The organism is Chryseobacterium daecheongense (genome assembly GCA_027920525.1).
GTDB lineage: Bacteria > Bacteroidota > Bacteroidia > Flavobacteriales > Weeksellaceae > Chryseobacterium > Chryseobacterium proteolyticum.
This window is the reverse complement of record CP115858.1, coordinates 631,684-657,298: the sequence shown is the minus strand read 5'-3', so window position 1 is coordinate 657,298 and position 25,615 is coordinate 631,684. Positions and strand designations below refer to the sequence as shown.

Annotated in this window: 23 protein-coding genes; 4 read left to right on the top strand and 19 right to left on the bottom strand. The window is 35.2% G+C overall.

The window, feature by feature from the left end; translation table 11 throughout:
* The first annotated feature begins 285 nt into the window (after window positions 1-285).
* Window positions 286-882: a Crp/Fnr family transcriptional regulator gene (locus tag PFY10_02680; GenBank protein ID WBV57346.1), complete on the top strand. Its 597-nt coding sequence runs from the start codon at window positions 286-288 to the stop codon at window positions 880-882.
* Window positions 883-967: 85 nt separating this feature from the next.
* Here the strand turns inward: PFY10_02680 and PFY10_02675 are convergent, their stop codons facing one another.
* Window positions 968-1,564 (bottom strand): Crp/Fnr family transcriptional regulator, encoded by a 597-nt coding sequence (locus PFY10_02675; GenBank protein ID WBV57345.1) that lies wholly within the window; start codon window positions 1,562-1,564, stop codon window positions 968-970.
* 257 nt (window positions 1,565-1,821) lie between these two features.
* On the opposite strand from PFY10_02675, the gene PFY10_02670 reads away from it, so the two are divergent.
* Window positions 1,822-2,055: a hypothetical protein gene (locus tag PFY10_02670; protein ID WBV57344.1), complete on the top strand. Its 234-nt coding sequence runs from the start codon at window positions 1,822-1,824 to the stop codon at window positions 2,053-2,055.
* 217 nt (window positions 2,056-2,272) lie between these two features.
* Complete coding sequence (locus tag PFY10_02665) at window positions 2,273-2,650, top strand: membrane lipoprotein lipid attachment site-containing protein (protein WBV57343.1); 378 nt, start codon at window positions 2,273-2,275, stop codon at window positions 2,648-2,650.
* A gap of 430 nt (window positions 2,651-3,080) precedes the next feature.
* Here PFY10_02665 and PFY10_02660 read toward each other — a convergent pair whose 3' ends face one another.
* From PFY10_02660 to PFY10_02615, 10 genes are all read right to left on the bottom strand, one after another.
* Window positions 3,081-3,560, bottom strand: a complete 480-nt coding sequence (locus PFY10_02660; GenBank protein ID WBV57342.1) for a MarR family transcriptional regulator — start codon at window positions 3,558-3,560, stop codon at window positions 3,081-3,083.
* Entirely contained in the window at window positions 3,560-4,054 is a 495-nt protein-coding gene (locus PFY10_02655; GenBank protein ID WBV57341.1) for a GNAT family N-acetyltransferase, read from the bottom strand. Before PFY10_02655 ends, PFY10_02660 begins: the two co-directional genes overlap by 1 nt.
* A 143-nt stretch (window positions 4,055-4,197) precedes the next feature.
* The gene (locus PFY10_02650) at window positions 4,198-5,613 is read right to left on the bottom strand and encodes a TolC family protein (GenBank protein WBV57340.1); all 1,416 of its coding nucleotides are present in this window, start codon (window positions 5,611-5,613) and stop codon (window positions 4,198-4,200) included.
* A gap of 92 nt (window positions 5,614-5,705) precedes the next feature.
* Entirely contained in the window at window positions 5,706-8,852 is a 3,147-nt protein-coding gene (locus tag PFY10_02645; protein ID WBV57339.1) for an efflux RND transporter permease subunit, read from the bottom strand.
* On the bottom strand, window positions 8,852-10,036 hold the full coding sequence (locus PFY10_02640; protein WBV57338.1) for an efflux RND transporter periplasmic adaptor subunit: 1,185 nt from the start codon (window positions 10,034-10,036) through the stop codon (window positions 8,852-8,854). Before PFY10_02640 ends, PFY10_02645 begins: the two co-directional genes overlap by 1 nt.
* 6 nt (window positions 10,037-10,042) lie before the next feature.
* Window positions 10,043-10,498 (bottom strand): transcriptional regulator, encoded by a 456-nt coding sequence (locus PFY10_02635; GenBank protein WBV57337.1) that lies wholly within the window; start codon window positions 10,496-10,498, stop codon window positions 10,043-10,045.
* Window positions 10,499-10,614: 116 nt separating this feature from the next.
* Window positions 10,615-11,127, bottom strand: a complete 513-nt coding sequence (locus tag PFY10_02630) for a GNAT family N-acetyltransferase (protein WBV57336.1) — start codon at window positions 11,125-11,127, stop codon at window positions 10,615-10,617.
* Between the two features lie 155 nt (window positions 11,128-11,282).
* Window positions 11,283-11,513: a DUF2007 domain-containing protein gene (locus PFY10_02625; GenBank protein ID WBV57335.1), complete on the bottom strand. Its 231-nt coding sequence runs from the start codon at window positions 11,511-11,513 to the stop codon at window positions 11,283-11,285.
* Window positions 11,514-11,576: 63 nt separating this feature from the next.
* On the bottom strand, window positions 11,577-12,902 hold the full coding sequence (lat, locus tag PFY10_02620; protein WBV57334.1) for an L-lysine 6-transaminase: 1,326 nt from the start codon (window positions 12,900-12,902) through the stop codon (window positions 11,577-11,579).
* 107 nt (window positions 12,903-13,009) lie between these two features.
* Window positions 13,010-14,560 carry an aldehyde dehydrogenase family protein gene (locus PFY10_02615; GenBank protein WBV57333.1) on the bottom strand — a complete coding sequence of 517 codons (1,551 nt, stop codon included), beginning with the start codon at window positions 14,558-14,560 and terminating at the stop codon, window positions 13,010-13,012.
* Between the two features lie 133 nt (window positions 14,561-14,693).
* On the opposite strand from PFY10_02615, the gene PFY10_02610 reads away from it, so the two are divergent.
* Window positions 14,694-14,891 carry a hypothetical protein gene (locus PFY10_02610; GenBank protein ID WBV57332.1) on the top strand — a complete coding sequence of 66 codons (198 nt, stop codon included), beginning with the start codon at window positions 14,694-14,696 and terminating at the stop codon, window positions 14,889-14,891.
* 108 nt (window positions 14,892-14,999) lie between these two features.
* Here the strand turns inward: PFY10_02610 and PFY10_02605 are convergent, their stop codons facing one another.
* From PFY10_02605 to PFY10_02570, 8 genes are all read right to left on the bottom strand, one after another.
* Window positions 15,000-16,169, bottom strand: coding sequence for a hypothetical protein (locus PFY10_02605; GenBank protein WBV57331.1), 1,170 nt, complete (start codon window positions 16,167-16,169; stop codon window positions 15,000-15,002).
* 252 nt (window positions 16,170-16,421) lie between these two features.
* The gene (locus PFY10_02600; GenBank protein ID WBV57330.1) at window positions 16,422-16,616 is read right to left on the bottom strand and encodes an Arc family DNA binding domain-containing protein; all 195 of its coding nucleotides are present in this window, start codon (window positions 16,614-16,616) and stop codon (window positions 16,422-16,424) included.
* Window positions 16,617-16,685: 69 nt separating this feature from the next.
* Window positions 16,686-17,552 (bottom strand): SPFH domain-containing protein, encoded by an 867-nt coding sequence (locus tag PFY10_02595; GenBank protein WBV57329.1) that lies wholly within the window; start codon window positions 17,550-17,552, stop codon window positions 16,686-16,688.
* Between the two features lie 182 nt (window positions 17,553-17,734).
* Entirely contained in the window at window positions 17,735-20,998 is a 3,264-nt protein-coding gene (ccsA, locus tag PFY10_02590; protein WBV57328.1) for a cytochrome c biogenesis protein CcsA, read from the bottom strand.
* Between the two features lie 196 nt (window positions 20,999-21,194).
* Window positions 21,195-21,776, bottom strand: a complete 582-nt coding sequence (locus PFY10_02585) for a Crp/Fnr family transcriptional regulator (GenBank protein WBV57327.1) — start codon at window positions 21,774-21,776, stop codon at window positions 21,195-21,197.
* Window positions 21,777-21,838: 62 nt separating this feature from the next.
* Window positions 21,839-22,486 carry a cysteine hydrolase family protein gene (locus tag PFY10_02580; protein WBV57326.1) on the bottom strand — a complete coding sequence of 216 codons (648 nt, stop codon included), beginning with the start codon at window positions 22,484-22,486 and terminating at the stop codon, window positions 21,839-21,841.
* Between the two features lie 263 nt (window positions 22,487-22,749).
* On the bottom strand, window positions 22,750-23,250 hold the full coding sequence (locus tag PFY10_02575) for a hypothetical protein (protein WBV57325.1): 501 nt from the start codon (window positions 23,248-23,250) through the stop codon (window positions 22,750-22,752).
* A 44-nt stretch (window positions 23,251-23,294) separates the two neighbouring features.
* Window positions 23,295-24,986, bottom strand: a complete 1,692-nt coding sequence (locus PFY10_02570; GenBank protein WBV57324.1) for a hypothetical protein — start codon at window positions 24,984-24,986, stop codon at window positions 23,295-23,297.
* Between the last annotated feature and the right edge of the window lie 629 nt (window positions 24,987-25,615).

Sequence of the window (25,615 nt, the reverse complement as noted above, 5' to 3'; positions counted from 1 at the left end):
TACAATTCATTTTTTCCAAGGTCTATTTTTAACTTTTTTCTATCATCCGCAGTCTTTATGACTGCAATCATAAATGTATTATAAGAGTACACTTAAATTTATACTTATAATTTTTCATCGTTTTTACAGTCGTTGAGCTTCCCGATATGGGAAGCTTTTTTTATTGAAAAAACATAGAAAATGACGTCTACATACCACACGGAGGTAAAAACTGGTTTGGAATTTGCTGAGAATTTTTCATCAATCTTTATAAAAATTATTCTTATAACCTAAAAGCTTACAATTATGATAATACGTGAAGATTTATTGCTGGCACATGGTGCGGTTTACAAGGAATTTCAACCAGATGAAATAATATTTGAAGAAGGCAGTCAACCTAAATATTATTATCAGATATGTACTGGTACAGTGGAGTTATTTAATTACCACTCAAACGGAAAAGAATTTATTCAGAACATTTTAAATGACGGACAAAGTATTGGTGAATCCCTGTTATTTACAGACAGACCTTATCCAATGAACGCAATTACAAAGACAAATTGCATTCTGTTATGTCTTGGCAAAAATGATTTTAATAATCTTGTAAGCCAGGATGCTAACGTAATGCAGAATTTATTACAATGTTTGTCTGAAAGGTTGTATTACAAATATTTAATGCTTTTTAATTTATCAGGCATTGAGCCTGCTACAAAGATTAAAACAGTTCTGGATTATATTAAAGATTATAATTTAAGAGAGGTATCTGATACTGTCCAGGTTCCGTTTACCCGTCAACAGATTGCAAACCTTACCGGTCTGACGGTAGAAACGGTGATAAGAACCATAAAAAAAATGGAAACGGAAAATATCCTGAAAATAGAAAGAGGAAAAATCCATTATTAACGGGTAAAATACCTAATGATAGGAAAAAATAATCTGTGGAGTCTTTCAAAAAAGAAAGACTCTTTTTTTATGGCTTGAAAAAGATTTAATAGAAAATCTTCCCATTTACGATTGAAAGCAGATTACGGCTCTCCATCCTTTTAACTGTCCTTATGACCGATTCAATAGTTAACCCCGTCAACGATGCCAATTGCTGTCTGGTATAAGGTATAATAAAGGGGCGGGTATCATTTAATGTATAAAACTCTTTAATATAATCTAATAAAATAGTTAATCGCTCCTGAGAAGTGACACATCCCAGTGTTGAGAGCATAAGATTTTTATAGTGGATCCTTTCTGCTGTATAGGCATATAAATTAACTAAAAGAGAAGGAATATTTTCTATAAGTTGTATAAACTGATTCTTTTCTACGCGAATGATCTTACAATCTGAAATTGCTATTGCACTAAAAGGATATTTTTTATCAGTAAATAAATAAGATTCTGCAATGCAATGCCCATTGAAAGGCAGGCCATAAAAATATTCTTTACCGTCAAAATGAACTGAATTCATCTTTGCTGTACCTTTTATAATCTGTAAATAATATTTTGCGCAAGTAGCCTCTTCTACTATACATTCATTAGCCCGATATTCTATTACTTCTCCCCCATTTTGAAGTAACAGATTTTCGCATATTATCATTTCTTAATGTTTGGTCATTCAAAATTATAGGTATATTATCAATAATTAGTGAAATGTGGTATCAAAAAGTACAACTGAAGGCATTCCGGATAGTTTATATTCTTTAAAAATAAGGCATTACGAATAGCAGTTACCATCCGATTATCAACAAGAAGAAATTCTCCTGATAAAAAGTAAAAAAATACATACCACATTCCTAATTTTCTCTTTACTGTGGCACATTGCTTGATAATGGATAAACATATTTGAAAATAGCAATGGAACCTAGTTTAAATCAAGAAACATTAAGCAATGATGAAGTGACTGTAATACTTGCTCTTTTGGATAAAGATTTACAAGAAATGATGCTTTATTGTGTTGAACATCAATGGAAATTTGAAATGATTAATTCACATAACCTACAGCTTCGTATTCCCAAGGATTCTATTCATCTGCTTTTTTATTTAGGGCATAAAGTTTTATCAGGAGATAAGCCATCAATTTACAATTGATAGTTTAGATTTTTTATCTTTTTATTGATCTCGGTTATTAGCTCCTGCAAAACAAATATTCAATTATTTGTTTTACAAAAAAAACACAAAAAGTGCACAAATTAAATAAAAAATTATATATTTGCGCTCAACAGAAACGAGGATTACTAACGATTTTAACTAAAAAGGAGAAAATGAAGATTCCCATATTCTCCACTCTTGTAAAACTATCAAAACTATGAAGAAACTTTTTTTTCTTTTATTAGCAACTTTTGCACTAATAGGATGTAGCTCAGATGATGATACGATCTATGATTACATCGGAACCTGGTCAGGAACTTATGATGGAAGCGATAAAGGGGTTTGGAATATTGTAGTCGCAAGTGATGGAACCGTAAATGGAACAATGCATTCTGATGTTAATAATGAAAATTACAAGATTGCCGGTCATTTAAATGATTCAGGGGAATTAAACGCTTCAGTTGGTCTTCCGTCTGATGGTTCTTTCAACGGAAACCTGGGTACTGATAAAAAAGGAAACGGAAGCTGGACAAATGCTGTTCCTACTCCTACAAGATCCGGATCATGGACTGGGGAAAAAGATAAAAGTCAATAAGGTTTATTACTACATATAAAAAGGTGGCCAGTGGTCACCTTTTTTTGTTTCTTATTTAAAACGTAAAAATCTCCGGTATGCTACCGGAGATTTATCTTAATAATATATAAAAAAATGATGTGGTGTGTTGCTTTTATATAATCAATTTTAAGGAAAACCTTAATATTTATCGTATGTAAAGCATGATTTGCGTGTGCGCTTTTGTTATCTGCAAATACTGTACCCTATGAAGTGATTTTTTTAATAAAATTTCAAGTTTAATGTCAACTTATAGAATATCAATAGATTAAATTTACATCATCTATCATATAAAAAAAAGCCCGCAAAGCCCATTAACATTAAAAAAACAGAATTCAAAAAAAATCCTGCGTAGTGCAGGATTCATTTTATTCATATGTATAAGCTGTAAAATTGAGTACTATCAGAAATTTTACTTAGTATTTTTCAATTGCAAAGCACGTTGTAAAAAGGACTGATTTGCCAGTTTTTCTTCTGTTTCATCAATGGCTTTTAATAAGTGATTGTTGTTGTCGGCAATTTCTCCCAAAACAGTTGAAATAAGTTCCCATACGGGCTTCATTTTTTCGATGAGTTCAAGGCCTTTAGGTGCTAATCCGATCAAACGTTTTCTTTCATCCTGCTTATCCTTTTTTGAAATAATCATCTTCTCCTTTTCAAGTTCCTTAAGTAAGCTTATTGTAGAGGGATGGGTATACCCTATTTCATTGGCCAGCTCCACAACACTCAGGGGCTGTTTGTGATAAAGTGTAAAGATAACAGGAAACCACTTAGGCTCAAAATCAATATCAAATGCCTTATAAACCAAAGCTCCATCTTTACGGAGCTGTTCACTTAGCCTTTGCAATCTTGTGGATATCGCAAGAATTCCGGATTCGTTAATAACATTCATTAGATCTCATTTAAATTAAGAATATAAAAGACGTTATCAGCACTCATCAGAGGAAATGAAGGAGGGAGATCTTCTTTGGCAATTTTCTGAAACCGGTTACGTTCATAAAAACGCATGGCCGCATTCAGCACAGAAACTGTCCCCAGCATAATTTCTTCAATTTTATTTTCCCTGCAATACGAAATCAGGATATCTAATAATTTTTGTGCGATCTGATGCTCTTTTCCCCTGAATTCTTTTTTAACAAACATCTTTCTGATGGCTGCAGCCTTTTCGTCAAATTTAACTAAAGCAATGGTACCTACCAACTCTTTATCCAGAAAAGCGCCCCAAAAGTTTCCGCCCCCTTCTTTATAAAAGCTTTCAATCTTCAAAAGATCCGGCTGGTCTTCGATCGTGATAGGAATATTAAATTCTTTTTGCTGAATATTCAGAATCAAATCTATGACTTGTTCGGAATAAGTATTACCGATAGGTTGGATTTCTAATGTCATAATTTTTATTTAATGTACAAAACTACGTAGTTAGCTACATAAAAACAAATATATTTAATCAATCAACAATAATTTATGTTATCAATAAAAAGACGCATACAATATCTGCATGCGTCTGATCTATTTAAAAAGTGTCGGAGGAATTACTTCCAACCCCCACCTAGTGCCTGGTATAAGTCAACTGCAGCTTTCATTTTGTTGTATTCTGCATTTGAAATATTCAATTCTGCATTCAATGAATTTACACTCGCATTCAACACTTCAAGGTAATTGGCCATACCATAGTTAACCAATTCCTGGGAAAAATCTACTGATTTTTTATACGCGTCCAGTTCCTTTCTTTTAAGTTCAATAAAAGAATCCTGTACTCCAAATACCCGTATTGCATCAGATACTTCTTTTCCTGCAGTAAGAACTGTTTTTCTAAAATTCAGATAAGCCGTTTCCTGATTGGCCAGGCTCACGTCATAATTCGTTTTGATCTGTCTTCTGTTGAGAATAGGTTGCGCCAAGCCTGTTACTACATTGGCAAATAACGAATTCACACTGAATAAATGATCAATATCTACAGACTGTACTCCACCGGTTCCGGTAAGTTTTAGTGTAGGGTAAAACTGTGCTTTCGCAGAGTTGGTTAATTCAAAAGCGTTCATCAGATTGTATTCCGCACGCATTACATCCGGACGGTTGGCCAGTAATTGAGCCGGATATCCAAGTTTGATATCCTTCGGAAGGTTTTGGCCCTCTAGTGTTGATCTTTCAATGGCATGAGAAGGTTCTCCCATCAACAGACTCATTGTATTCTCCAAAGACTGGATTTGAGTATCAATATCAATAAGTAGAGATTTCGCATTAAAAACCAACGCTTCACTTTGTTGAACCGCCACTTCAGTTACCGTTCCTGACTCTTTCAGAGCTTTTGTTGTTTCAAGGTTTTTTTCCCGGACATCAATGGTTTCCTGAATAATTCTTTTCTGCGAATCGAAAGTCAAAAGCTGATAATAAGCAGAAGCTACTGAGGCTACCAAACTGCTTTTTACAGCCTTGTGTGCGGCAACTGTTCCTAAATAAGTGGCAAGCTGAGCTTTTTCCTGAGCTTTTAATTTACCCCAGATATCCGCTTCCCAACCTATAGTCGCTGTAATATCAAATTGATTTACATAACGTCTTTCTCCAATGATCTGACCAAACTGGGTATTGATGGATTGGGTTTGAAACGTGTAATTGGGTCCGATTGAAACCGTTGGCTGATATGCTGCTTTACTTTGTTTAAGATAAGCTTCGGCAGAGGCAATACTCTGTAATGCAATTCTGATATCTAAATTGTTTTCTAAAGCTTTTGAAATATGCCCCTGTAATATGGGATCCGTAAAAATTTCTTTCCATGAGATATCAGCAATACTTGCACTGTCCTTAGGAAGCATATCGGTACGGAAAAGCTTTTCGTCAACGACATTTTTCGGTCTTTCATACTCTTTTCTCGCCATACATGATGAAATGGCTCCCAGTATGAAAACTGAAAAAGTTACTCCTTTTATGATGTTTATTAAACTTTTCATTGTTAAAAATTGGAAGTTAGAAACCAGAGGTTAGAAGTAAGATCGGAAATTCAACAATTCTTTTACTACTTCTACCTCTCTGGTTTTTATTTTTATTCAGCTAAATTGATGTCTTCTCTTTTAATCGGTTTGATTTTTTCCTGCAATGTTTCAAAGATCACATACAATACAGGAATTACGATGAGCCCTAATACTGTTCCTATCAATAATCCAATGGCAGCACCTGTTGCAATAGATCTGTTTCCTACCGCCCCGATTCCACTTGCCAGCACCAATGGTAATAGACCAAATATAAAGGCAAATGAGGTCATCAGAATCGGTCTTAATCTTGCCTTCGCAGCATTGATTGCAGACATGACAATGGTTTCACCATGATGTCTTCTCTGAACGGCAAATTCAACAATCAAAATGGCATTTTTAGCCAATAATCCGACCAACATGATCAAGGCAATCTGGAAATAGATATTGTTTTCCAAGCCCATGATTTTTTGTCCAAAATAAGCTCCCATTACCCCTAATGGAAGTGAGATCACAACAATCAGCGGAAGAATATAACTTTCATATTGCGCAGAAAGGATAAAGTAGACAAAAATTAAACTTAGCCCAAAGATTAATACGGTTTGAGATCCGGAGTTTAATTCTTCTCTTGTCAATCCGGTAAACTCAACATCGTAATTCTGATTCAGTGTTTCTTTCGCTACCTGCTGTACCGCAGTAATAGCATCCCCGGAACTGTAGCCCTGGGAATTCCCCCCTGTAATTTTTACTGATGTAAAAAGGTTATAACGACTTACAGACTGTGGACCATATGTTTTGTCTAATGTCACAAATTGCGAAATAGGAGACATTATACCCGAACCTGTTTTTACATAGAGATCGTTAAGATTATCGATGTTCTTTCTGTTTTCAGGTAGAGCCTGAACCATTACTCGGAATTGTTTTCCGTATTTCGTAAAGTCAGCTGTATAAATCCCTCCAATATATCCCTGCATTGTACTTAGGATACTATTTACAGAAACTCCCAATTGTTTTGCCAAAGGAACATTAATTTCCATTTGATATTGCGGGTACTTTGTATTGAACGAGGTCTGTGCAAATTCTATCTCGGGTCTTTCCATAAGCTTACCGATGAATTCATTAGTTTTATCATCAAGCGCGGTATATTCACCACCGGATTTATCCAGCAATACCATCTCAAATCCTGCACTGTTACCAAAACCGGGTACACTTGGTGGCTGAAAGAATACGACTTTGGCATCCGGCACTTTCCCTGAAATTCCAAATAGTTTTTTCGTAATATCTTCAGAGGTTAAATTATCTTTTTTCCTTTCATCAAAAGGTTTTAATTTAATAAAGGCAAGACCATTATTACTTCCGTTTCCGGATAAGAAACCTCTACCGGTAGAAATGGTAACGTTTTGAACTCCCGGAATTTTCATTGCGTTAGCCTGTAGTGTTTTCAATGCATTATAGGTTCTTTCCATAGATGATCCCGGAGGAAGCTGCACATCGGTAAAGATAATTCCACGGTCTTCAGTAGGAACGAATCCTTTTTTCATCGTTGAACTTGCCCAGAATAAAATTCCTCCTGTAATGGCAAAGATGATCAGGGTAACCCATTTATGTCTTAATAAGAAAACAAATCCTCTTCCGTAACGTTCAGTGGTTGTTCTAAATGCTATATTGAATTTATAGAAGAACTTCTGAAGGATATTCATATTCTTGTATTCCTGGTGATGCTCAGAATGAGGTTTAAGGAATAGTGAACATAAAACCGGACTTAACGTTAATGCATTGATTGCCGAAATGATGATCGCTACGATAAGTGTAATACCAAACTGCTGATAGAATACCCCTGTCGGACCGGTAATAAAAGTTACCGGAATAAATACGGATGCCATTACCAATGTAATTGAAATAATTGCTCCAGTAATCTCATCCATCGCTTCTACGGTAGCCTTTTTAGCATCGGAAATACCATGCTCCATCTTAGCATGAACGGCCTCGACGACGACAATGGCATCATCCACTACAATACCAATAGCAAGTACTAACGCGAATAAGGTTAAAAGGTTGAGTGAATATCCAAACAAATTCAGGAAGAAGAATGCTCCCACAATAGATACCGGAACTGCAATAGCCGGGATCAAAGTAGATCTGAAATCCTGTAAGAAAATATACACTACAATGAATACCAGAATAAATGCTTCAATTAAGGTATGAACAACCTTATCAATAGAGGCATCAAGGAACTCATTGGTATCAAAGTTGAAAGTATATTTAATCCCTTTAGGAAAACTTCCCTCTGATGCTTTTAAGTATGCTTTAATATTCTTAATAATGTCCTGAGCATTGGAACCTGGTGTCTGAAAGAATCCCATACTGATGGAAGGATTATTTCCATTCTCCCCAATTCCGGTATAAGATTGCCCAGCCAATTCAACTTTGGCAACATCTTTAAGCATCAGATTCTGGCCATCGGCAAGAGACTTGATAATGATGTTATCATATTGAGATTTCTCGTTGAATTTCCCTACATATTTAATGATGTATTCAAAAGAACTACCACTGTTTTGTCCGATGGATCCAGCTGCTGCTTCTCTACTCTGCTCATTAATAGCCGCTGTAACATCATCCGGTGTTACTCCATAGGCTGCCATTTTCGCAGGATCCAGCCATATTCTCATCGAGTAGTTTTTCCCACCGAAAACCTGAGCATCTCCAACTCCATTAATCCTTTTGATATTAGGAATAATGTTAATATTCAGGAAATTTTGAAGATAAACGTCATCGAGGTCCTTATTTTCGGAATAGAAAGACATATACATCAAGGCACTGGTTTGCTGCTTCTGAGTAACAACCCCTGAACGGGTTACTTCACTTGGAAGTAATGGTGTTGCTCTTGTAACACGGTTCTGTACGTTTACCGCTGCAATATCCGGATCAATCCCCTGCTTAAAGAAAACCTGAATATTGGCAGATCCATCGTTTCCTGCAGAAGAAGTGATATAATCCATTCCTTCTACCCCGTTAATCTGTTCCTCCAAAGGAACTACCACACTTTTCATCACCGTCTCCGCGTTAGCTCCCGTATAGTTTGCTGTAACACTCACTGTAGGAGGCGCAATGTCCGGGTACTGGGTAACAGGCAATGAAATAAGGCCTAAAACACCGAGTATAACAATTAATATTGAAATAACAGTGGATAAAACCGGTCTGTTAATAAAGTTTTTTATCATTAGAATTTCGGTTTTATAGATTGAACGAGGCTATCCATTTTTATAGGTTTCGGCTTTACAGGAGTTCCGGATTTCAAACCACCGATACCTGCTGCCACTATAGTTTCTCCTTTATTTATTCCTGATTTTATTAACGCCATGTTGTCAATTCTGTCAATTACATTTACTACTACATTTTTAGCAGTATCCTTTTCAACTTTATACACATAAACAATTCCCTGTTGTTCGTATGTGGCACTTTCCGGAACAACCAAAACGCTATCATACGCTTTAGGTAATCTTATTGTTCCACTGTTCCCGTTGCTAAGTAACTTTTGGGCATTTGAAAATGCTACTCTGAACTGAATGGTTCCTGTAGTGGGATCAATTTGTCCTGTAATAGCTTCGATCTTCCCTTTTTCAGGATAAATACTTCCATTAGCCAGCTGTAAATCAACCATAGGAAGATTTTTGATTTTCTCAGGCATTGTAGCTCCTACAGATTTCTCCAAAAAGTTGAAATATTCTTTTTCGTTCATCGAAAAATAGGCGAATACCTCGGAAGTATCTGAAATTGTCGTTAAAGGAGTCTGATCAGTAGGTCCTACCAAGCTACCCACTTTTAAAGGAAGTTTTCCAACAACCCCCGAAATAGGTGCGCGAATAATAGAATATTCGATATTAGCTTCTACCCCTTTGTAATTGGCTGTCGCCTGACGTTTTGAAGCAACCGCCTGCTGAAGCTGTGCCTGAGCCTGAGCCAGGTTAGCCTGTGCTGTTTGAAGCTGTACGTTACTGATGATATTCTTAGCAACCAGAGGTTTAAGTTTATTCACTTCCACCTGAGCTGCATTTACCGAAGCCTGTGCAGCAGCCACCGTTGATTCGGCAGCACCGATACCTGCCTTTGCAGCAGCTGCATTTTCAGTAAGTATATTGGTTTCAAGACGGAATAAAGGTTGTCCTTTGGTTACATATTGCCCTTCATCTACTAATAGTTGGGTAATATATCCCTGAATCTTAGCCCTTACATCATTATTTACTCTACCTTGTATGCTCGCAGGGAATGTCTGGTATCCTACGATATTCTTTTGTTCCACCGAAATTACAGGGTAAGGTTTTGCACCATCCTGTTTTGGAGCTTCTTTTTTGCAGGCTGTCAGTGAGATAGCTGCAACAGAAAGTATGAATAGTTTATTTGTCATTTTAAATTATAGTTTATTAATAGATTCCTGAATATTTGAAATATTTTTATTCAATAGCGCCTTATAAATACTAAGTTTTTCATTGTAATGTTCATCGTGTACCTTTCTAAAGTTATTTAAATCGTCTAGTAGTTTTAGTTCATCCTGTAATTTCTGGAGAATTTTTTCAAACCTTATCTTCATATGCTCATCATTGATAAAGAAATACCGCTTCCTCTCATCGATCTTATTATGGTCGATAATAAGCTGAGAGTTGAGTAATAATGAAATACTGGTGGAAACGGAACTTTTACTGGCTGAGAGCACTTCTACAAATTCGTCAAAAGTAATTCCTACTTTTTCAAAATCGAAGATGAGATAAGCATATATTTTTGAAGCTAATGGAGGAATATTCAGGTTGGTACCATAGAATTTTACGGCATCCTGAAAAATTTTTTCATCAACTTCTATACTTTTATGCATAATATACAAATTTGAGCAAAAGTATAAATTAGTTCAGAACTAAACGAACAAACGCAATAGAGTTTATAAATATATAGCGTTTTAAAAATTCAATGGAAAAGGATTTAACCTTTCGCTCAAATTATAATCTTCTCGAATGCTTTTCGGACTCCTCCGGCAAGAACTACTTCACCGCAATAGGAATAACCTTGCTTTTCAAGAATCTTCAGCATGGCAATATTATCATAATTAGTGTCTACTTTTACACTCAATACCCCCTGGCTTTTTGTGTAATTTTCTATATAATCAAATAGTTTTTTTACAAGTCCCTGTCCGGCAAACTCTTCGGAAACAGCTACACGGTGAACAACAACAAACTCACCGTCACTAAGCCATGCCCCATCAATGGTACTATAAGCAGGCTCGTCATTAAATATCAGGGCAACATAAACGGCAATAACATCATCTACTGTAAGAACAAAACCAAAACCTTTCGAAATATCACTTTCTATAGTATCTTCATTCGGATAACCATTTTGCCACTGAGTACTCCCGTCCAATCTTCTCCTTTCGATTGATTGCTGGATAATGTCCCAGATGATATTTTTTTCTTTAATTTCGGCCTTTCTGAACTTAATTTGCTGCGTCATAGATTCTTAATTGTTGTCAGGATTTAAAAGAAAGAAAATTAAGATTATTTTCAACCTTATATATTTCTTTAGCATTAAATTTAAATAAAAAAACCGAAAATTAATTGAATTAATTTTCGGTTCGAAGTAGTAAAATTTAAAATTATGAAATTGTTTTATTGGTTTGCACTTTGTTGTATATAAGTGTCAATAATTTCAAATGCTTTTTTCTCATCTTCCAGATCCACCATGAGCTTTAGCGATGTTGCCGTTGGCGTTGTTGTAAAAGTGAGATAATTATTTTCAACTGTGTTTGTGATTTGAGCGTCATCTAATTTAGACTTGATCAATTGAATTTCTGAAGGATTATCACTTTCAAAAACTGATACTCTCGTACTTCTTTCCATATTTTATCCTTTTTTGAATATCTAAATATAGTAAGATTTTTCCTAAATCACAAATCCACCGTTTTAAATTTTGTTAATATTATTTTCAATTTTATCGAGAGCCAATTGAATTTCTTCTCTCGAAACATTCAAATGTGGTCTGAAACGAACGGATTGATCACCGCATGGTAAAATTATTAATCCATCTTTGAAAAGTTCATTTACTAAAAGATTTCTTTGTCCTCCGGAAGGTAAATCTACTGCACACATCAATCCTCTTCCTCTTGCATTGGAAATCTTTTCAGGATATTTCTGAGCCAGATTTTGCAACCCTTCCAATAGATATTCTCCAACCTCCTTAGCATTCTCAACAAGGTTTTCTTTTTCAATCACTTCCATAACCAATTGAAAACGGAGCATGTCTATAAAGTTTCCTCCGAATGTAGAATTGATTCTTGAACTCTCTCTGAAAACATTGTTCGGAACTTCATCAAATTTTTCTTTATTTGCTAAAACACCACAAACCTGTGCTTTTTTACCAAAAGAAATAATGTCCGGCTTAGCCGTAAAATGTTGGAAAGCCCACATTTTTCCGGTAATTCCAATACCTGTCTGAACTTCATCAAAAATCAGCAGGATCTCATTCTGATCACACAGCTTTCTTAGTTCAACGAAAAATTCATCCCTGAAGTGATTATCTCCTCCTTCTGCCTGGATCGGCTCAATGATAATGCATGCCACTTTATCCGGATTGGAAAGAATTGCCTCTTCGATGTGCAATAATGCCATTCTTTCATTTTTAATGGTCTCTTCAAGATTTTCCTCTGTAATAGGAAAGCTTAATTTTGGATTAAGGATCCTTGGCCATTCAAACATTGGGAAATATTGATATTTTCTTGGATCGGAAGTATTGGTTAAGCTTAAAGTATAACCGCTTCTTCCATGAAATGCCTGTCTGAAGTGAATACAAATTCCAGCTTCTGTCTGAAGTCCTTTAGCAAAATTTTTGCGGGTTTTCCAGTCGAAACATGCCTTCATTGCATTTTCAACACCTAATGTTCCCCCTTCAATAAAAAACGCATATTGCAATTCTTCCGGAATAACCACTCTTTCAAAAACTTCTAAAAAATGAGCATACTCTTCGGAATAAACATCTGCCAGGGTAGGCTTATTGACCGCCATTTTACCTAGCCAATCTGATTTACTTACAAGATAAGGGTGATTGTATCCTATAGATCCTGAACCGAACATAGAAAACATATCCAAAAATTCTCTGTCAGTAAGTTTGTCATATAACCATGATCCATGAGATCTTTCGATATCCATAACGAAATCAAAACCATCTGCAAGTACATGTTTCCCTACTGTTTCTTTAACTTTATTTGCTTTTATATCAATTGTTTGTTCCATAATATTTTGATGTGATTTAAAAATTGAATGATTAAAAGGTTTAAGCATTCATGGGTATTAATTTTTAAATTCTTAAATCTTAAAATGATTTAAATGTTGTTTTTTTATTAAATATCAAATTTAATCCCTTGTGCCAAAGGAAGGTTTGTAGTATAATTGATGGTATTTGTTTGTCTTCTCATATAGTATTTCCAAACGTCAGAACCGGATTCTCTACCTCCTCCTGTTTCTTTTTCACCACCGAAAGCTCCGCCGATTTCAGCACCTGAAGTTCCGATATTTACATTGGCAATTCCACAATCTGAACCCGCATGGGAAAGGAATAATTCTGCCTCTCTTAAGTTTTGGGTCATAATTGCAGAAGACAATCCCTGAGGAACATCATTTTGAATAGCGATGGCTTCGTCAAGAGTTTTGTATTTGATCAAATAAAGAATTGGTGCAAAAGTTTCATGCTGCACAATCTCGTATGAGTTTTTTACTTCCGCGATACATGGTTTTACATAGCATCCTGACTCATATTCTTTACCGCTTAGAACACCGCCTTCAACGATGAATTTACCGCCTTCTTTTTTACATTTTTTTATTGATTCTTCGTATTGGGTAACAGCACCGGTATCGATCAATGGTCCCACATGATTGGATTCATCTAACGGGTTTCCTATTTTCAGCTGTCCGTATGCTTTTACCAATCTGTTTTTCACTTCATCGTAAACGCTTTCATGAATGATCAGTCTTCTTGTAGATGTGCATCTTTGTCCTGCAGTTCCTACAGCTCCAAATACAGCCCCAATGATAGACATATCAAGATCAGCATCTTTAGAGATAATGATGGCGTTATTTCCACCTAGCTCAAGGATTGATTTTCCAAATCTCTCTGCTACTTTAGAAGAAACCATTCTTCCTACTCTCGTAGAACCTGTAAACGAAATTAAAGAAACGCGCTTATCTTCAACTAATTTTTGCCCGATCTCATGATCTGAAACCAATACACTTGAAATCCCTTCAAAAAGATTATTTTCTTTAAGAACTTCTGCTAAAATATTTTGACATGCAATTGCACAGAAAGGTGTTTTTTCGGAAGGCTTCCAGATCGTAACATTCCCACAAATCCATGATAATGCTGTATTCCAAGCCCAAACAGCTACCGGAAAGTTAAAAGCTGTAATGATTCCCACAATCCCTAGCGGGTGATATTGTTCGTACATTCTGTGACCTGGTCTTTCAGAATGCATCGTATATCCATGAAGCTGTCTTGATAGACCAACCGCAAAATCACAGATATCAATCATCTCCTGAACTTCACCAAGACCTTCCTGCAGGGACTTTCCCATTTCATACGAAACAAGTTTTCCCAAATCATCTTTATATTCTCTTAGTTTTAGACCTAATTGTCTTACGATTTCCCCTCTTTTAGGCGCCGGGATTAACCTGAATTCCTGAAAAGCCTTTTGAGCAGACTGAATTACCTTTTCATAATCACCTTCATTCGATGTTTTTACTTTAGCAATTAATTTTCCATCAACAGGAGAATAACTTTCAATTACTTTCCCCGATGCAAAGTATTTCCCCCCTACAGAAGTTCCTTTGTTGTCATCTTTAATACCTAGATTTTTTAGGGATTTCTCGATACCGAAATCCTTGACTTTTTTAGACATAAAATATTCCTTTTCGTTTTCTCTAAAGATAAAAATATTATGCGAACCGCAAAAAATTAATTTTCCTAACGTTTTTATTTGGACTAATTATAAACATACCTATCTTTGTCATATCAATAGTTTAATTTCGGAAATGGAAAATAATAAACCACTAGACAAGCAGCCTGTAAAAGAGAATACTTCAAAATGGAAACAATGGGTTAAGCGTTTTGGGATCGGAGGGATTATATTCTTTACCGTAAAAGGGATCATTACGTCAACCCTGATCTATTTTCTCGGAAAAAATTTCTGGACTATCATCAGCAATTATTTTACCGCTCTATTCGATTAATAGTGTGTATTATTAAAATAAAAAAAGCAGAGAAAATTTCTCTGCTTTCTTTTTTTTGGAAGTTTAACTAAAAGCTAATGATAAGTTGGCAACTGGTACAGTTACTATCTATTCTATTGAGCTATCAAACCTATTGGTTACATTATATGTTTTATCTTTTACTATAATATCATAACCTCCTTTATCCAGAATAAGATATCCTGAGTCTTTATCACTCTGTAATTCTATCATATCCGCGGGAACACCATTATTGTCAAACTCTCCTTTTCTATAGGCAAAAATTAAAGAAGGATAACTTTTAATCTTTGATTTTGGTACTTCATAAAGTTTCCGGTTTTCATTAAGCATCCAACGAGGTCTATCTTTGATATATGTTGTAACGGGATGAACCACTTTTATATCCGTAAAAGGTTCAATTTGACTTCCTTTGAATGCCTTGTTATTTTCGTCCAGCAAAACGACAGGATCCTTCCCCTTTATAATTTTTAATAGAGGACTATTACGTTCGGTAACACTTTTTTCAGAAAACTCTGTTTGGTCAATTGTAAATGGGTTGATTTTTGTTAAGTCGGAAAGTCTTCCTGCCATGGTTTTTTCCCAATATGGATCTTTTCCTTCATATGCGTGCCCATAACCACAGTAAATAATATATTTTCCATTTTTATTTTCCTGCATAAATTTATAGATGTTATCCGCTTGTTTTATCTCTCTGTCTTTTCCGTTTTCTCCTTGTACTGCTTCATATTTAAAGAGAGTAAAACCCAGATCTAAAGCTGTTTTAATAAAACTACCAAATTGTGGTTCAGAGGTGTAAAAACCACTTTTTGTTGTAGGAAACTTTCTAACATTTATTGAATCATCTCCAATAGCTTCCAAGCCCAAATAACGATAACCGTTTTCATAAAGTCCTTTTAAGAGGGATGTTGCAAATGTTCTATGACTTGCGTAATGATGTGCTTCATTGAGAATTACTATTTGCTCTTTTTTTGTTTGGTCTAAAATATAGTTTTTAGCAATTTCAACTTTAAGCTTTACTAATTTCAAACTGTCATCTTTAGATATTTTTTTTCTTTTACGTCCAAGTTTATCCCAGGTTTGTAAACCCTTAATGTAATAGTTCGAAACGGAATATTTCATTGCTCCCACCTGATATCTGTAATCGTCTCCATTTTTATCATTCTGGATGTCATTTTCAATATCATTTGAAAATTTATATTGCTCTTGGGCGAAGGATTTTGTTGAAAATAGTATTACGAATAAGAAAAATGTCTTTTTCACCATATTGCTTTATGTATTATACTGAAAAATATTATTTGGAGTAGTTCATTACTTTATCACTCTAAAATAGTACTTTTATCTATAATTTAAGATTTATATTTTCATTATTAATATACTTATCCCTAATCCTGATTTTATTTTCCTTAGAAAGATTGTTTTACAGTGCAGGAAATCAAAAGCTATCAAAATTCCAGCTTTCAATTCCTTCACAATTATTAAACTTAGCAATTTTGCCTTTTAGCTATTCCATCGCTATTCCTTTTTCTTCCTTCCCGACTCAATAAGACTCTGATGAAGCAAATACTCAATTTGTCCGTTTACACTCCTAAACTCATCATTCGCCCACTTCTCAAGAAGTTTATACGTTGATTCTTCTATCCTTATCACAAAGGATTTTTTGCCTTTTTGAGTGCTTTCAGAAGAATTTTGAGATTTTTGAGATTTCATTTTTTACTTTTAAATTTCATGATAAGATCGCCTATGGTTTCAGGTCGATTCTTTAACCAAAAAGAAGTTTTAATTGTATAAAGTTCCTGCATTAAGAACCGGAGTTGCTGCCTTCTCACCACAAAGAACCACCATCAGATTACTCACCATTGCAGCTTTTCTCTCATCATCCAACTCTACGATGTTCTCTGCCGAAAGTTTTTTCAATGCCAGATCAACCATTCCTACCGCGCCTTCCACAATTTTTGTTCTTGCTGCAACGATAGCTGTAGCCTGCTGTCTCTGAAGCATGGCACCTGCGATTTCGGATGCATAAGCCAAGTGTGATATTCTGGCCTCCTGGATTATAATTCCGGCTTTAGAAAGACGATCAGTAAGCTCCTGCTCAAGAATAGAATTGATTTTGTCACCACCCTCTCTTAAAGTAATTGGTGCATGATCATCTTCTAAATTATCATAAGGAAAGCTCATAGCCAGGTGACGTACCGCTGCCTCACTCTGCATTTTTACAAAATCAGAATAACGTTCTACGTCAAAAGCTGCTTTATAGGTATCCCCTACTTTCCATACGATGACAACAGCAATTTCAATTGGGTTCCCCATTTTATCATTCACTTTTAATGTTTGTCCCTGTAAATTCTCGGAACGAAGCGACATTTTCTGGGATGAGTATAATGGATTGATAAAGAACAGTCCGTTATCTTTCACTGTTCCTACATATTTTCCAAAGAAATTCAATACTCTTGAGTGATTAGGCTGAATGATCATCAGGCCTTTTAAGAAAAAACATGAAGTCAGAAAACAAAGCATGGCTAAAACAACATAAGTAATACTCTGATCTACTCCGCTGATGAAGAAGTAAACTGCAGCTATAAATAAACCCAAACAAATAACAAGGGTTAAGTAGCCGGACATAGGTTTTAAGATTTTTTCCATATAGGTATTAATTTTAAAATGATATTATTTTGATATCATAAAGTTATAAATAAGTTTTGAATTAAAAATGATAATCTTAAAATTTTTTACTTAGTAATAATACCTAATTCCGTTTGCCTTAAAGACAAAGAAAAATCCCGGAAACTATCGTTCCGGGATTTAGTATGTGTATGTATTTACGCTTATTTTTTGTTCAGCATTTTAAACTTAAAGTAAGAAGCTGCAGACAATAATATCATTACTGAAAGTCCGATATATACCCAAGCCGGTACTGGTACCGGATCTCCTGCTGCATACGAGTGAAGTCCCGTTAAATAATAATTAACTCCAAAATAGGTCATAACCATTGAGCAGAAAGCAAACATTGTTGCTACATGGAACGCCCACTTGCTTCTTAATCCGGGTACCAATCTCATATGTAACACAAAAGCGTATACCATGATAGATATAAATGCCCATGTCTCTTTAGGATCCCAGCTCCAGTATCTACCCCATGACTCATTCGCCCAGATTCCTCCTAAAAAGTTCCCTACCGTTAAAGCAAACAAACCTATAGTAAGAGACATCTCAGAAACAATAACCAGCTCTTTTAAAGTAGTATCATGATGAATTTTGTATGTTTCTTTACTCGAAATAATATAGAATACCAGTGAAATGACAGCAATAATCATCGACAGGGCAAAAAATCCATAACTCGATGTAATGATTGCTACGTGCACAATCAGCCAGTATGATTTTAATACAGGTACTAATGGTGTGATCTGTGGATCAAGAGCAGATCCTCCGTGAGCAAATCCCATCATAATAACCGCTACCATAAATCCGGCTGCAGGAATCAAAGCATTGGAATTTCTATACAATAACAATCCGGCTGAAATACCTACCCATGAAATGAAAATGATTGCTTCATAACCATTACTCCATGGTGCATGCCCGGAAATATACCATCTTGCCACTAATCCAAGGAAATGGAATATATATCCTACCAGACCTAACACAATAATCACCTTGATGATCTTGTTCAATATCTTATTAGGCTTGAATAATTCAACAAAACCTAAAATCAGTAATAGCCCTCCTATCAGTGTATAGAAAATCAGGAGTTTAAAGTTGATATTCACTTTATTCATGAATACCTCCAGATCAACTTTAGATTTAGCCGGAACTACACTTTTACCCCATTTTTGCTGGTATTCTGAAAGTCTTGCCAATTGAGTATCTGCTTTTCTCCAGTCTCCTGTTTTCTGAGCAGCTAATGCTTCAGCAAAATAAGGTCCCATTACCTGTTGAGATTCCATATCCGGTTCGAATTTCTGGTCCAGCCATGAATGCCATGTGTGGTTCGGATCATTTTTCACAGGCACAATTCTCATAAATTGCCCGCTGAAAAATTCATTGAAGATCTGAACCCTTTCATTTACAGAAATAACTTCTTTGTCATAATTGGTTTGCTCAGCCGGTTTTTTACGGAAAGCAATGTTATAGTCATGCTCAAGGATATAGGTAAGGTTACCGTTAGCATCCGCAGGAAACAAATTCATCAGGGAAGTATAACCATCTTCATCAGCCTTGGTTTTGTTCTTCAACTCATCTCCTCCTTTAGAACCTACTTTAATGATAGGAACCATTGTCCAGCTAGGAGTGTCGGTGTTAATGGATAAAAACCACTGATTTGCAGTAAGATATTTTCCATCCGTTCCTTTGAATTCGTCTTTTTTATAAAGCTTTCTTAAAACATCAAGAGCTTCAGTATTTATCGGAACAATTCTTCCTTCAAAATTCTGTACCAAAAGATATCCGAATTTATCTGCATGTTCTTTACTTATTTTGTTTCTGGCGATGATCTCATCAGCAGAAATTAATCTCATTTTAGAAAACGGAGCAGCCAGAGAATTTTGTTTTTGCGGAGCAGTTTCGGGCTGTCCCATTTGAGGAGCCTGAGTATGATCATCACCTTGTACGTGGATGTGCTCTCTGCTTCCGTCAGTAGTTCCATGGGTTTCAATTTTCTGAGCATTTAATCCTAAACTTAGCAATAATACAATCACCATGGTAGCTCTTTTCTTATTCACATCAGTCAGTATTTTATTTAATTTCCAGAAATGTGATCCTTTCCAGAAGAAAATTAAAAACATGCCTAAAAACAAAAACGTATATCCGATATAAGAAATCAAAGTTCCCCAGAAATCATGATTTACTGATAATACAGTTCCCATTCTGTCCGGATCAAAACTTGCCTGGAAGAAACGGTATCCTCCGTGGTTCAGAACGTGGTTCATATAGATTTTATAAGGTGTCTGCTTACCTCCGTCAATGATCTTCACATGACTTTCATATGCACTAGGCGAAGAACTTCCCGGATATGTTTCCATCACAAAGTCGTCCAGCTTTAATGCAAAAGGAGTATTGTATACTTTAGGACCAAAACCTACCATGATATTCAACCCGTCCATTGTGATCTGTTTGAATGCATTCGGGTTACCTTTTTCTACAGATAGCTCAACCAACTGTTTTGTCTTAGGACCCTGGATTTCTATTTTCAGCATATCAGGAACTGCCTGATCTTTCTTTCTGTCTCCTTCAATCGCGATCAGTTTTCCTTTTCTTAAACCTTCAGGAACAACCAATTTCAGATCATTGATGCTATATAAACTTCTCAATGCCAAAGGTTGGAATTCATCCTTCTTTGTATTTCCGGTCGCCTGAGTTGCCATCGTCATATACGTTGCATCAACGGGAGTTTTAACAAATAATTTCCCTCCTTCATTTTTAAATTCCACAGCTCCTTCAATCGCTCTGTTAAAAGTAACAAGCGTTCCATTAATGGATTTTGTTTCACCTGGCTTGATGTAGATATTCTGTCTTCCGGTCTGTCCCGTTGAAACCAAGTGCAGGTATTCAGTACCACTCGGGTCGGCCACAAGACTATCTTTTTTTCTTTGAATATATTCTTTGGCAAAAATCTTTACTTCTTTTCCGTGAAAGTCATAGGTTGCGCTGAAATCTTTGTGCAAAGGAGACATCAGATAGGGAATGTCTTGATAGTTAAGCACATCTCCCTTCTCTTCAATCTGAATCTTAAAGAAGTTTTTATCCGTAACTATTTCATTAGAAGTTTCTCCTTCCCTGATATGCATTGTTCCTTCAAAACTCACATACCTTGTAATAGCTCCCCCGATAAAAATGAAGACAAATGCAAGGTGAAAAACCAAAACCGGCCACTTCTCTCTTTTCCAAAGTCTATATCTGCCGATATTTCCGATAAAATTTAAGATCAGCAATACCATGATCAGCTCAAACCATTTTGCTTCATAAATTAATGCTTTCGCTGTAGGGGTTCCATAATCGTTTTCGAGAAACGTTGCATATGCCATGGCAAATGCAAAGACCAACAGCAAAACCGCCATTGTTCTGGTTGAAATAAGAATATCTTGGATCTTCTTCATGATTTATTTTACTTGACATGCAAAAATAAGCATGATTAAGTAAAAGGTCGATAAAAAAAGATGTTTTTTATCATTTTAAAGCCTATATTACTTATTTTGAATTATTCTTAATAAGCCACAAAACATTAAAGAAAATTCAAAACTAAAAACTACGATTATAAGAATGAAAAAAAGCTATACAGGTCATTGAGTCTGTCTATTTTTGGAGGTTTATTTTTTTCCTTATTTTACTTAAAAATTCATGGGTGATACCAAGATATGATGCGACCTGTTGCTGTGTAATTTTCTGTTCGAGACCAGGATATTTTTCAAGAAATTCAACATATCGCTGATCTGCCGTCTTACCGGTCAAAGAAAGAATCCTTCTCTGTAGTGCCACGGAAGACCTTTGATTCATGATTCTGAAAAGCTTCTCTACCCAGGGAATGGTTTTGTAAAGATGTTCTTTATTTTCTTTTAAAACCATAAGAACTTCACTATTTTCCAACGCTTGAATATTTAAGATACTGGGAACACGATTGATCATACTATCTATATCCGTAATCCACCATCCTTCCACTGCAAAATACAATGTTTGCTCCACCCCTTTTTCGTTGAGATAGTACACTTTAAAACAGCCGCTTGTAACAAACCCTTCAAAAAGACAGTAATTTCCCTCTTTCAGTGCAAAATCATTTTTCTGAAATTGAACTTTATTAAAAGATTCGGAAAATCTTTTAAATTCATCCTCAGAAAAATCGACATATTGTTTGATGTAATGATAAAGTAGGTCAGACATCGTATAAAATTAAAACATAAAGATACCGATATTATGACCGGTATCCTTATTTTAAACTAATCTTATTTACTTTCCAGCAAATCCTCTGTACTTATGATTCTGCTGTATAAATTTCCTAGTGCAGAAATACCCGCCAAAAAAGATTTCTGAATATCTGCTGCTTTTATAATTTCTCCATCCAGCTCCCTGTTCTTTGTTGCCGTTGCATCCCTCACAATCGTATTATTAAAACCCAGATCAAAAGCTGCTCTTGTAGTAGATTCCACACATACATCGGTCATCATTCCGGTGATAATTAAATTTTTAATATTATGCTCTTTTAAATAGGCAAGAAGTTCTGTTTCTCTGAAGCTATTTGGAAAATGTTTGATGATTACTTTCTCATTCCCTTTTGGTAAAACCAGGTTATGAATTTCAGCACCCTTTGTATCCGGAAGGAAAAAATCAGCTCCTTCATTGGTTGCTATATGTTTAATATGAATGACTGGCAGATTATTTTTCCTAAAATATTCCAACACCTTACTGGTATTTTTACCTGCAGTTTCTGCCCCTTCTAAAACCATTTTTCCTCCGGGAAAATAATCGTTTTGTACATCGATGATTAATAATGCGGTGTTTTCCATTGTCATGTTATTTTGTTGTGCTTTTGCAGACGAAAGTGTAACGAATACTATACATATCGTCAGCATCTTTTTGAATATGTTTTTCATTTATTATAAATTGATGGTACAAAATTACAGGAGGTATCATCAATAGCATTTGAACTAGTTCAAAAAAGAAAGTACAAGCCACAGACATTTCAAATTAATGCCGAATATCAAACTGTGTAGATCTACTATTTTTCTAAAACCAATTTGGAAAGTCTTATTAAATATTTTCCAGGATTGGAAAAAACATAAAAAATGCCCACATGGATATAATGGGCACTTTTATAAATAAAGTAGAGTCTACTCTTCCTATGAATTGAATCTGATCATTTCCAGTAATTCCATTTCAAACCATCAAACAGAGCTATTGTCTTACTGACGGTATCATAACATATCATCCCCGGATACGGGGTTCTCACATTAAGATGAGGATTAGCCACCTTGGGTAAAATCAATGCTTTATTGGCAGATTCCAAAACAAGAACTCCGGGAGCACTTGTAGTAGAAGAGCCTATAATCACCCTGTTATTTCCCGCTGTTTCGGCACTCGTATTAAATATAACATTTGTAGTGGACCCGGGATCACTCATATTCACCCAGCCGGAGCCGGTATTCATTTTTAAGACCTTATCATTCTTATCCATTAAAAGAGTTCCAGCAACAGCGTTACCTGGGAGAGTTTCTACAATAGGAAGTAAGATTCCATTGGTTGTACCTGAAGCGAAATCAAGAATACCATCTCCGTCTACTGTTTGCTTACCGATCGCTATTTGGGCGTGGATAAAACCAATTCCAAGCAATCCTAATATAGCTAATATATTTTTCATGTTTTCTATTTTATAATTTTAAAATTTAAGCCATCTGTTTAGGGCTAGTCATTACAAGACCGGATAATACAGTTCCATGAAGTACCGTTATACAGTTTAAAGCAATTATCTGTAGTATCGAAAATCAGCATCCCTTCTACCGGAACAGCAATATTTGCGGAAGTTGTTCTGGTAATAACAAAACCTTTATCTTTTGATTCTAATGCTATAAAACCATTAGGAATATTGGTTGGCCAGTTGGGCAGGATTTCACGAAGCCCTGTAATACCAAATTTTGTCATACTATTTGGTGTCCCTGTAATCGGATCTTTAGTACAATACGTTTGAATATTGGTTCCGAAGGTAAAATATTTATTAGCAGGAAACGAATAATTAAATACAGCTTTCCCTCCTGTAAAACTTGTTGCCGGAATAAATTGTACATTCTGTGAAAGTCCACTATTATCAGCTACTATCATGTATAATTTATCTGTAGCCACAATACTGGTATAATTAGTAAGGTCAGCTTGCAGCCAGGAAGAACCCGTGTCATTCGTTTTTTGTGCTAACCACGTCCTCTGAATAATCTTTCCCGGAGCTATACCATAATTGAGTAAGGTTAAGGATTGATTATTATTATCTCCCATTATAAGAAAGGTTTTGTCTTGCGAAAAACTTGTTCTACCTGCAGCATTGTTTGCCGAAACAAAATCATTCGTGGTTGATACGATTAGCATGCTATTATTGTTTTGATTAACGCTATTTGTAACCACTTGGTTTAATGCTGTATCGTCATCTTTTGCCATCCCAAAAATGTTGTTATTGAAACTGGTATTCAGTCCAGAATTCCAGGTAACAGTAGTCTTGTCGGAGGCAATGTAATTGAGTGGTTGCTGCAAAGTAATTCCATATTTAACAGCTAAATAAGAATTTACACTTTGCCTTTCTACAGCTGTCTGTGTACCAGAATATAAAATAAATTCTCCAATCCTATCTCCTTCCAATGAACTGCTACCAGATCCCCCGTCATTATCCATCAAAAGAACCATTCCCGGATAGTTGCTTGTAGAAGATACATTATTGGAAGGATTGCCAAAAGCAAGCGCATTATTATCAAAAAAATAATTCATGTTTCCTCCGGACAACTCATTATAAAATGATTGTATACTTGGAAACTGTGTATTAACAGTATTTATAGTATTTGTTCCAAAAAACACATCCCCGGATTCTTTTTCATTATAAAATTCTGGACGATTGGTGCGGGTCCCGAAAAATGGAGATTGCCACACTCCTGCTATTGGAGATACATTGGAATTTCTTGTTACACCATTCATTACAAATACCGATCTATAGGTGGCAGAAGCGGTTCTTGTAAGAAATGTATAGGAGGTCAGTGCATTGGTGGTGTTATCTGGAAATCCTCCCGGAAATTTATATCCCGATCTATATTGATTGGTACTCGTAATTTCAATTGCAGGATTAAAATTAAAATTAGGAATAGAGGTTGCTGTCCTGTAGACTGGTCTTGCACTTACACCTGGGTCCGCATAATAACCCGGCATCCCCTGGTTGGCAATACCATTAATTCCGCCTGATCTTTGATTATTCCATATAGCAACCTGCGTATTGTCTACTGTTGTATTCGTTCCGGCATCTGCTTTTACCCATATTTGAAGGTTAGCAGAAACGCCTCCGGGAGATTGAGACCACAATAATGAATTGAATATCATTGCTGTAAATAATAATTGCTTTCTCATTGATGTTTCTTTTAATTGTTTGTAAGTATATTCATTGATATGACCCGACTATCTCAAAAAAAATAATCGGCAATGGTGAAACTAGAAATCAGCCAAAATACTCATGGTAAGTAATGTGGTCAATAATCCAGAATTAATAACAAGATCATAAAGAAGATAGTAGTATTGAAATAATACTTTTATGTTGGGAAGTATTTTTTGTTTTCATTTATATGTGTGTTTTTAAATTAGACAAAAATTGTGGAATATTTAAACAATAAGTAATGTCTGTAAATAATATCAACAAAATAATTAATGCTTCTTAATATTACCTTAGTGTAAATTTATAAATTATTTTCATAAAAATATACTTTTTAAATACAATTTAACCACAGAATAACCGAATGATTGTTAATATATTTGATAATGATTCTTTTTTTTCAATTAATAATTTCATAATGATAAAATTTTGTCAATAGAAAATTATTCATTTTTATATGAGTTTTTAATTTCATTTGATATTATTTAGAATCAATTTCAATAATCAGGATTTTCTGATGCCTGAAAAGGATCATAGAGTTATTGTAAAATGCTTTTGAATAAAAAAAGATTATTTTAATATTGAAAAAACACTAAATTTGCCCACACTG

Bases quoted from the DNA above. Each gene is read 5' to 3' on its own strand.
- PFY10_02655 (WBV57341.1), bottom strand. From the start codon at position 4,054: ATGACATTAGAAATCCAACCTATCGGTAATACTTATTCCGAACAAGTC.
- PFY10_02665 (WBV57343.1), top strand. From the start codon at position 2,273: ATGAAGAAACTTTTTTTTCTTTTATTAGCAACTTTTGCACTAATAGGA.
- PFY10_02570 (WBV57324.1), bottom strand. From the start codon at position 24,986: ATGAGAAAGCAATTATTATTTACAGCAATGATATTCAATTCATTATTG.
- PFY10_02630 (WBV57336.1), bottom strand. From the start codon at position 11,127: ATGACGCAGCAAATTAAGTTCAGAAAGGCCGAAATTAAAGAAAAAAAT.
- PFY10_02600 (WBV57330.1), bottom strand. From the start codon at position 16,616: ATGAAATCTCAAAAATCTCAAAATTCTTCTGAAAGCACTCAAAAAGGC.
- PFY10_02675 (WBV57345.1), bottom strand. From the start codon at position 1,564: ATGATAATATGCGAAAATCTGTTACTTCAAAATGGGGGAGAAGTAATA.
- PFY10_02640 (WBV57338.1), bottom strand. From the start codon at position 10,036: ATGACAAATAAACTATTCATACTTTCTGTTGCAGCTATCTCACTGACA.
- PFY10_02650 (WBV57340.1), bottom strand. From the start codon at position 5,613: ATGAAAAGTTTAATAAACATCATAAAAGGAGTAACTTTTTCAGTTTTC.
- PFY10_02660 (WBV57342.1), bottom strand. From the start codon at position 3,560: ATGAATGTTATTAACGAATCCGGAATTCTTGCGATATCCACAAGATTG.
- ccsA (WBV57328.1), bottom strand. From the start codon at position 20,998: ATGAAGAAGATCCAAGATATTCTTATTTCAACCAGAACAATGGCGGTT.
- PFY10_02615 (WBV57333.1), bottom strand. From the start codon at position 14,560: ATGTCTAAAAAAGTCAAGGATTTCGGTATCGAGAAATCCCTAAAAAAT.
- PFY10_02645 (WBV57339.1), bottom strand. From the start codon at position 8,852: ATGATAAAAAACTTTATTAACAGACCGGTTTTATCCACTGTTATTTCA.
- PFY10_02680 (WBV57346.1), top strand. From the start codon at position 286: ATGATAATACGTGAAGATTTATTGCTGGCACATGGTGCGGTTTACAAG.
- PFY10_02585 (WBV57327.1), bottom strand. From the start codon at position 21,776: ATGTCTGACCTACTTTATCATTACATCAAACAATATGTCGATTTTTCT.
- PFY10_02670 (WBV57344.1), top strand. From the start codon at position 1,822: ATGGAACCTAGTTTAAATCAAGAAACATTAAGCAATGATGAAGTGACT.
- PFY10_02610 (WBV57332.1), top strand. From the start codon at position 14,694: ATGGAAAATAATAAACCACTAGACAAGCAGCCTGTAAAAGAGAATACT.
- PFY10_02625 (WBV57335.1), bottom strand. From the start codon at position 11,513: ATGGAAAGAAGTACGAGAGTATCAGTTTTTGAAAGTGATAATCCTTCA.
- PFY10_02575 (WBV57325.1), bottom strand. From the start codon at position 23,250: ATGAAAAATATATTAGCTATATTAGGATTGCTTGGAATTGGTTTTATC.
- PFY10_02635 (WBV57337.1), bottom strand. From the start codon at position 10,498: ATGCATAAAAGTATAGAAGTTGATGAAAAAATTTTTCAGGATGCCGTA.
- lat (WBV57334.1), bottom strand. From the start codon at position 12,902: ATGGAACAAACAATTGATATAAAAGCAAATAAAGTTAAAGAAACAGTA.
- PFY10_02580 (WBV57326.1), bottom strand. From the start codon at position 22,486: ATGAAAAACATATTCAAAAAGATGCTGACGATATGTATAGTATTCGTT.
- PFY10_02595 (WBV57329.1), bottom strand. From the start codon at position 17,552: ATGGAAAAAATCTTAAAACCTATGTCCGGCTACTTAACCCTTGTTATT.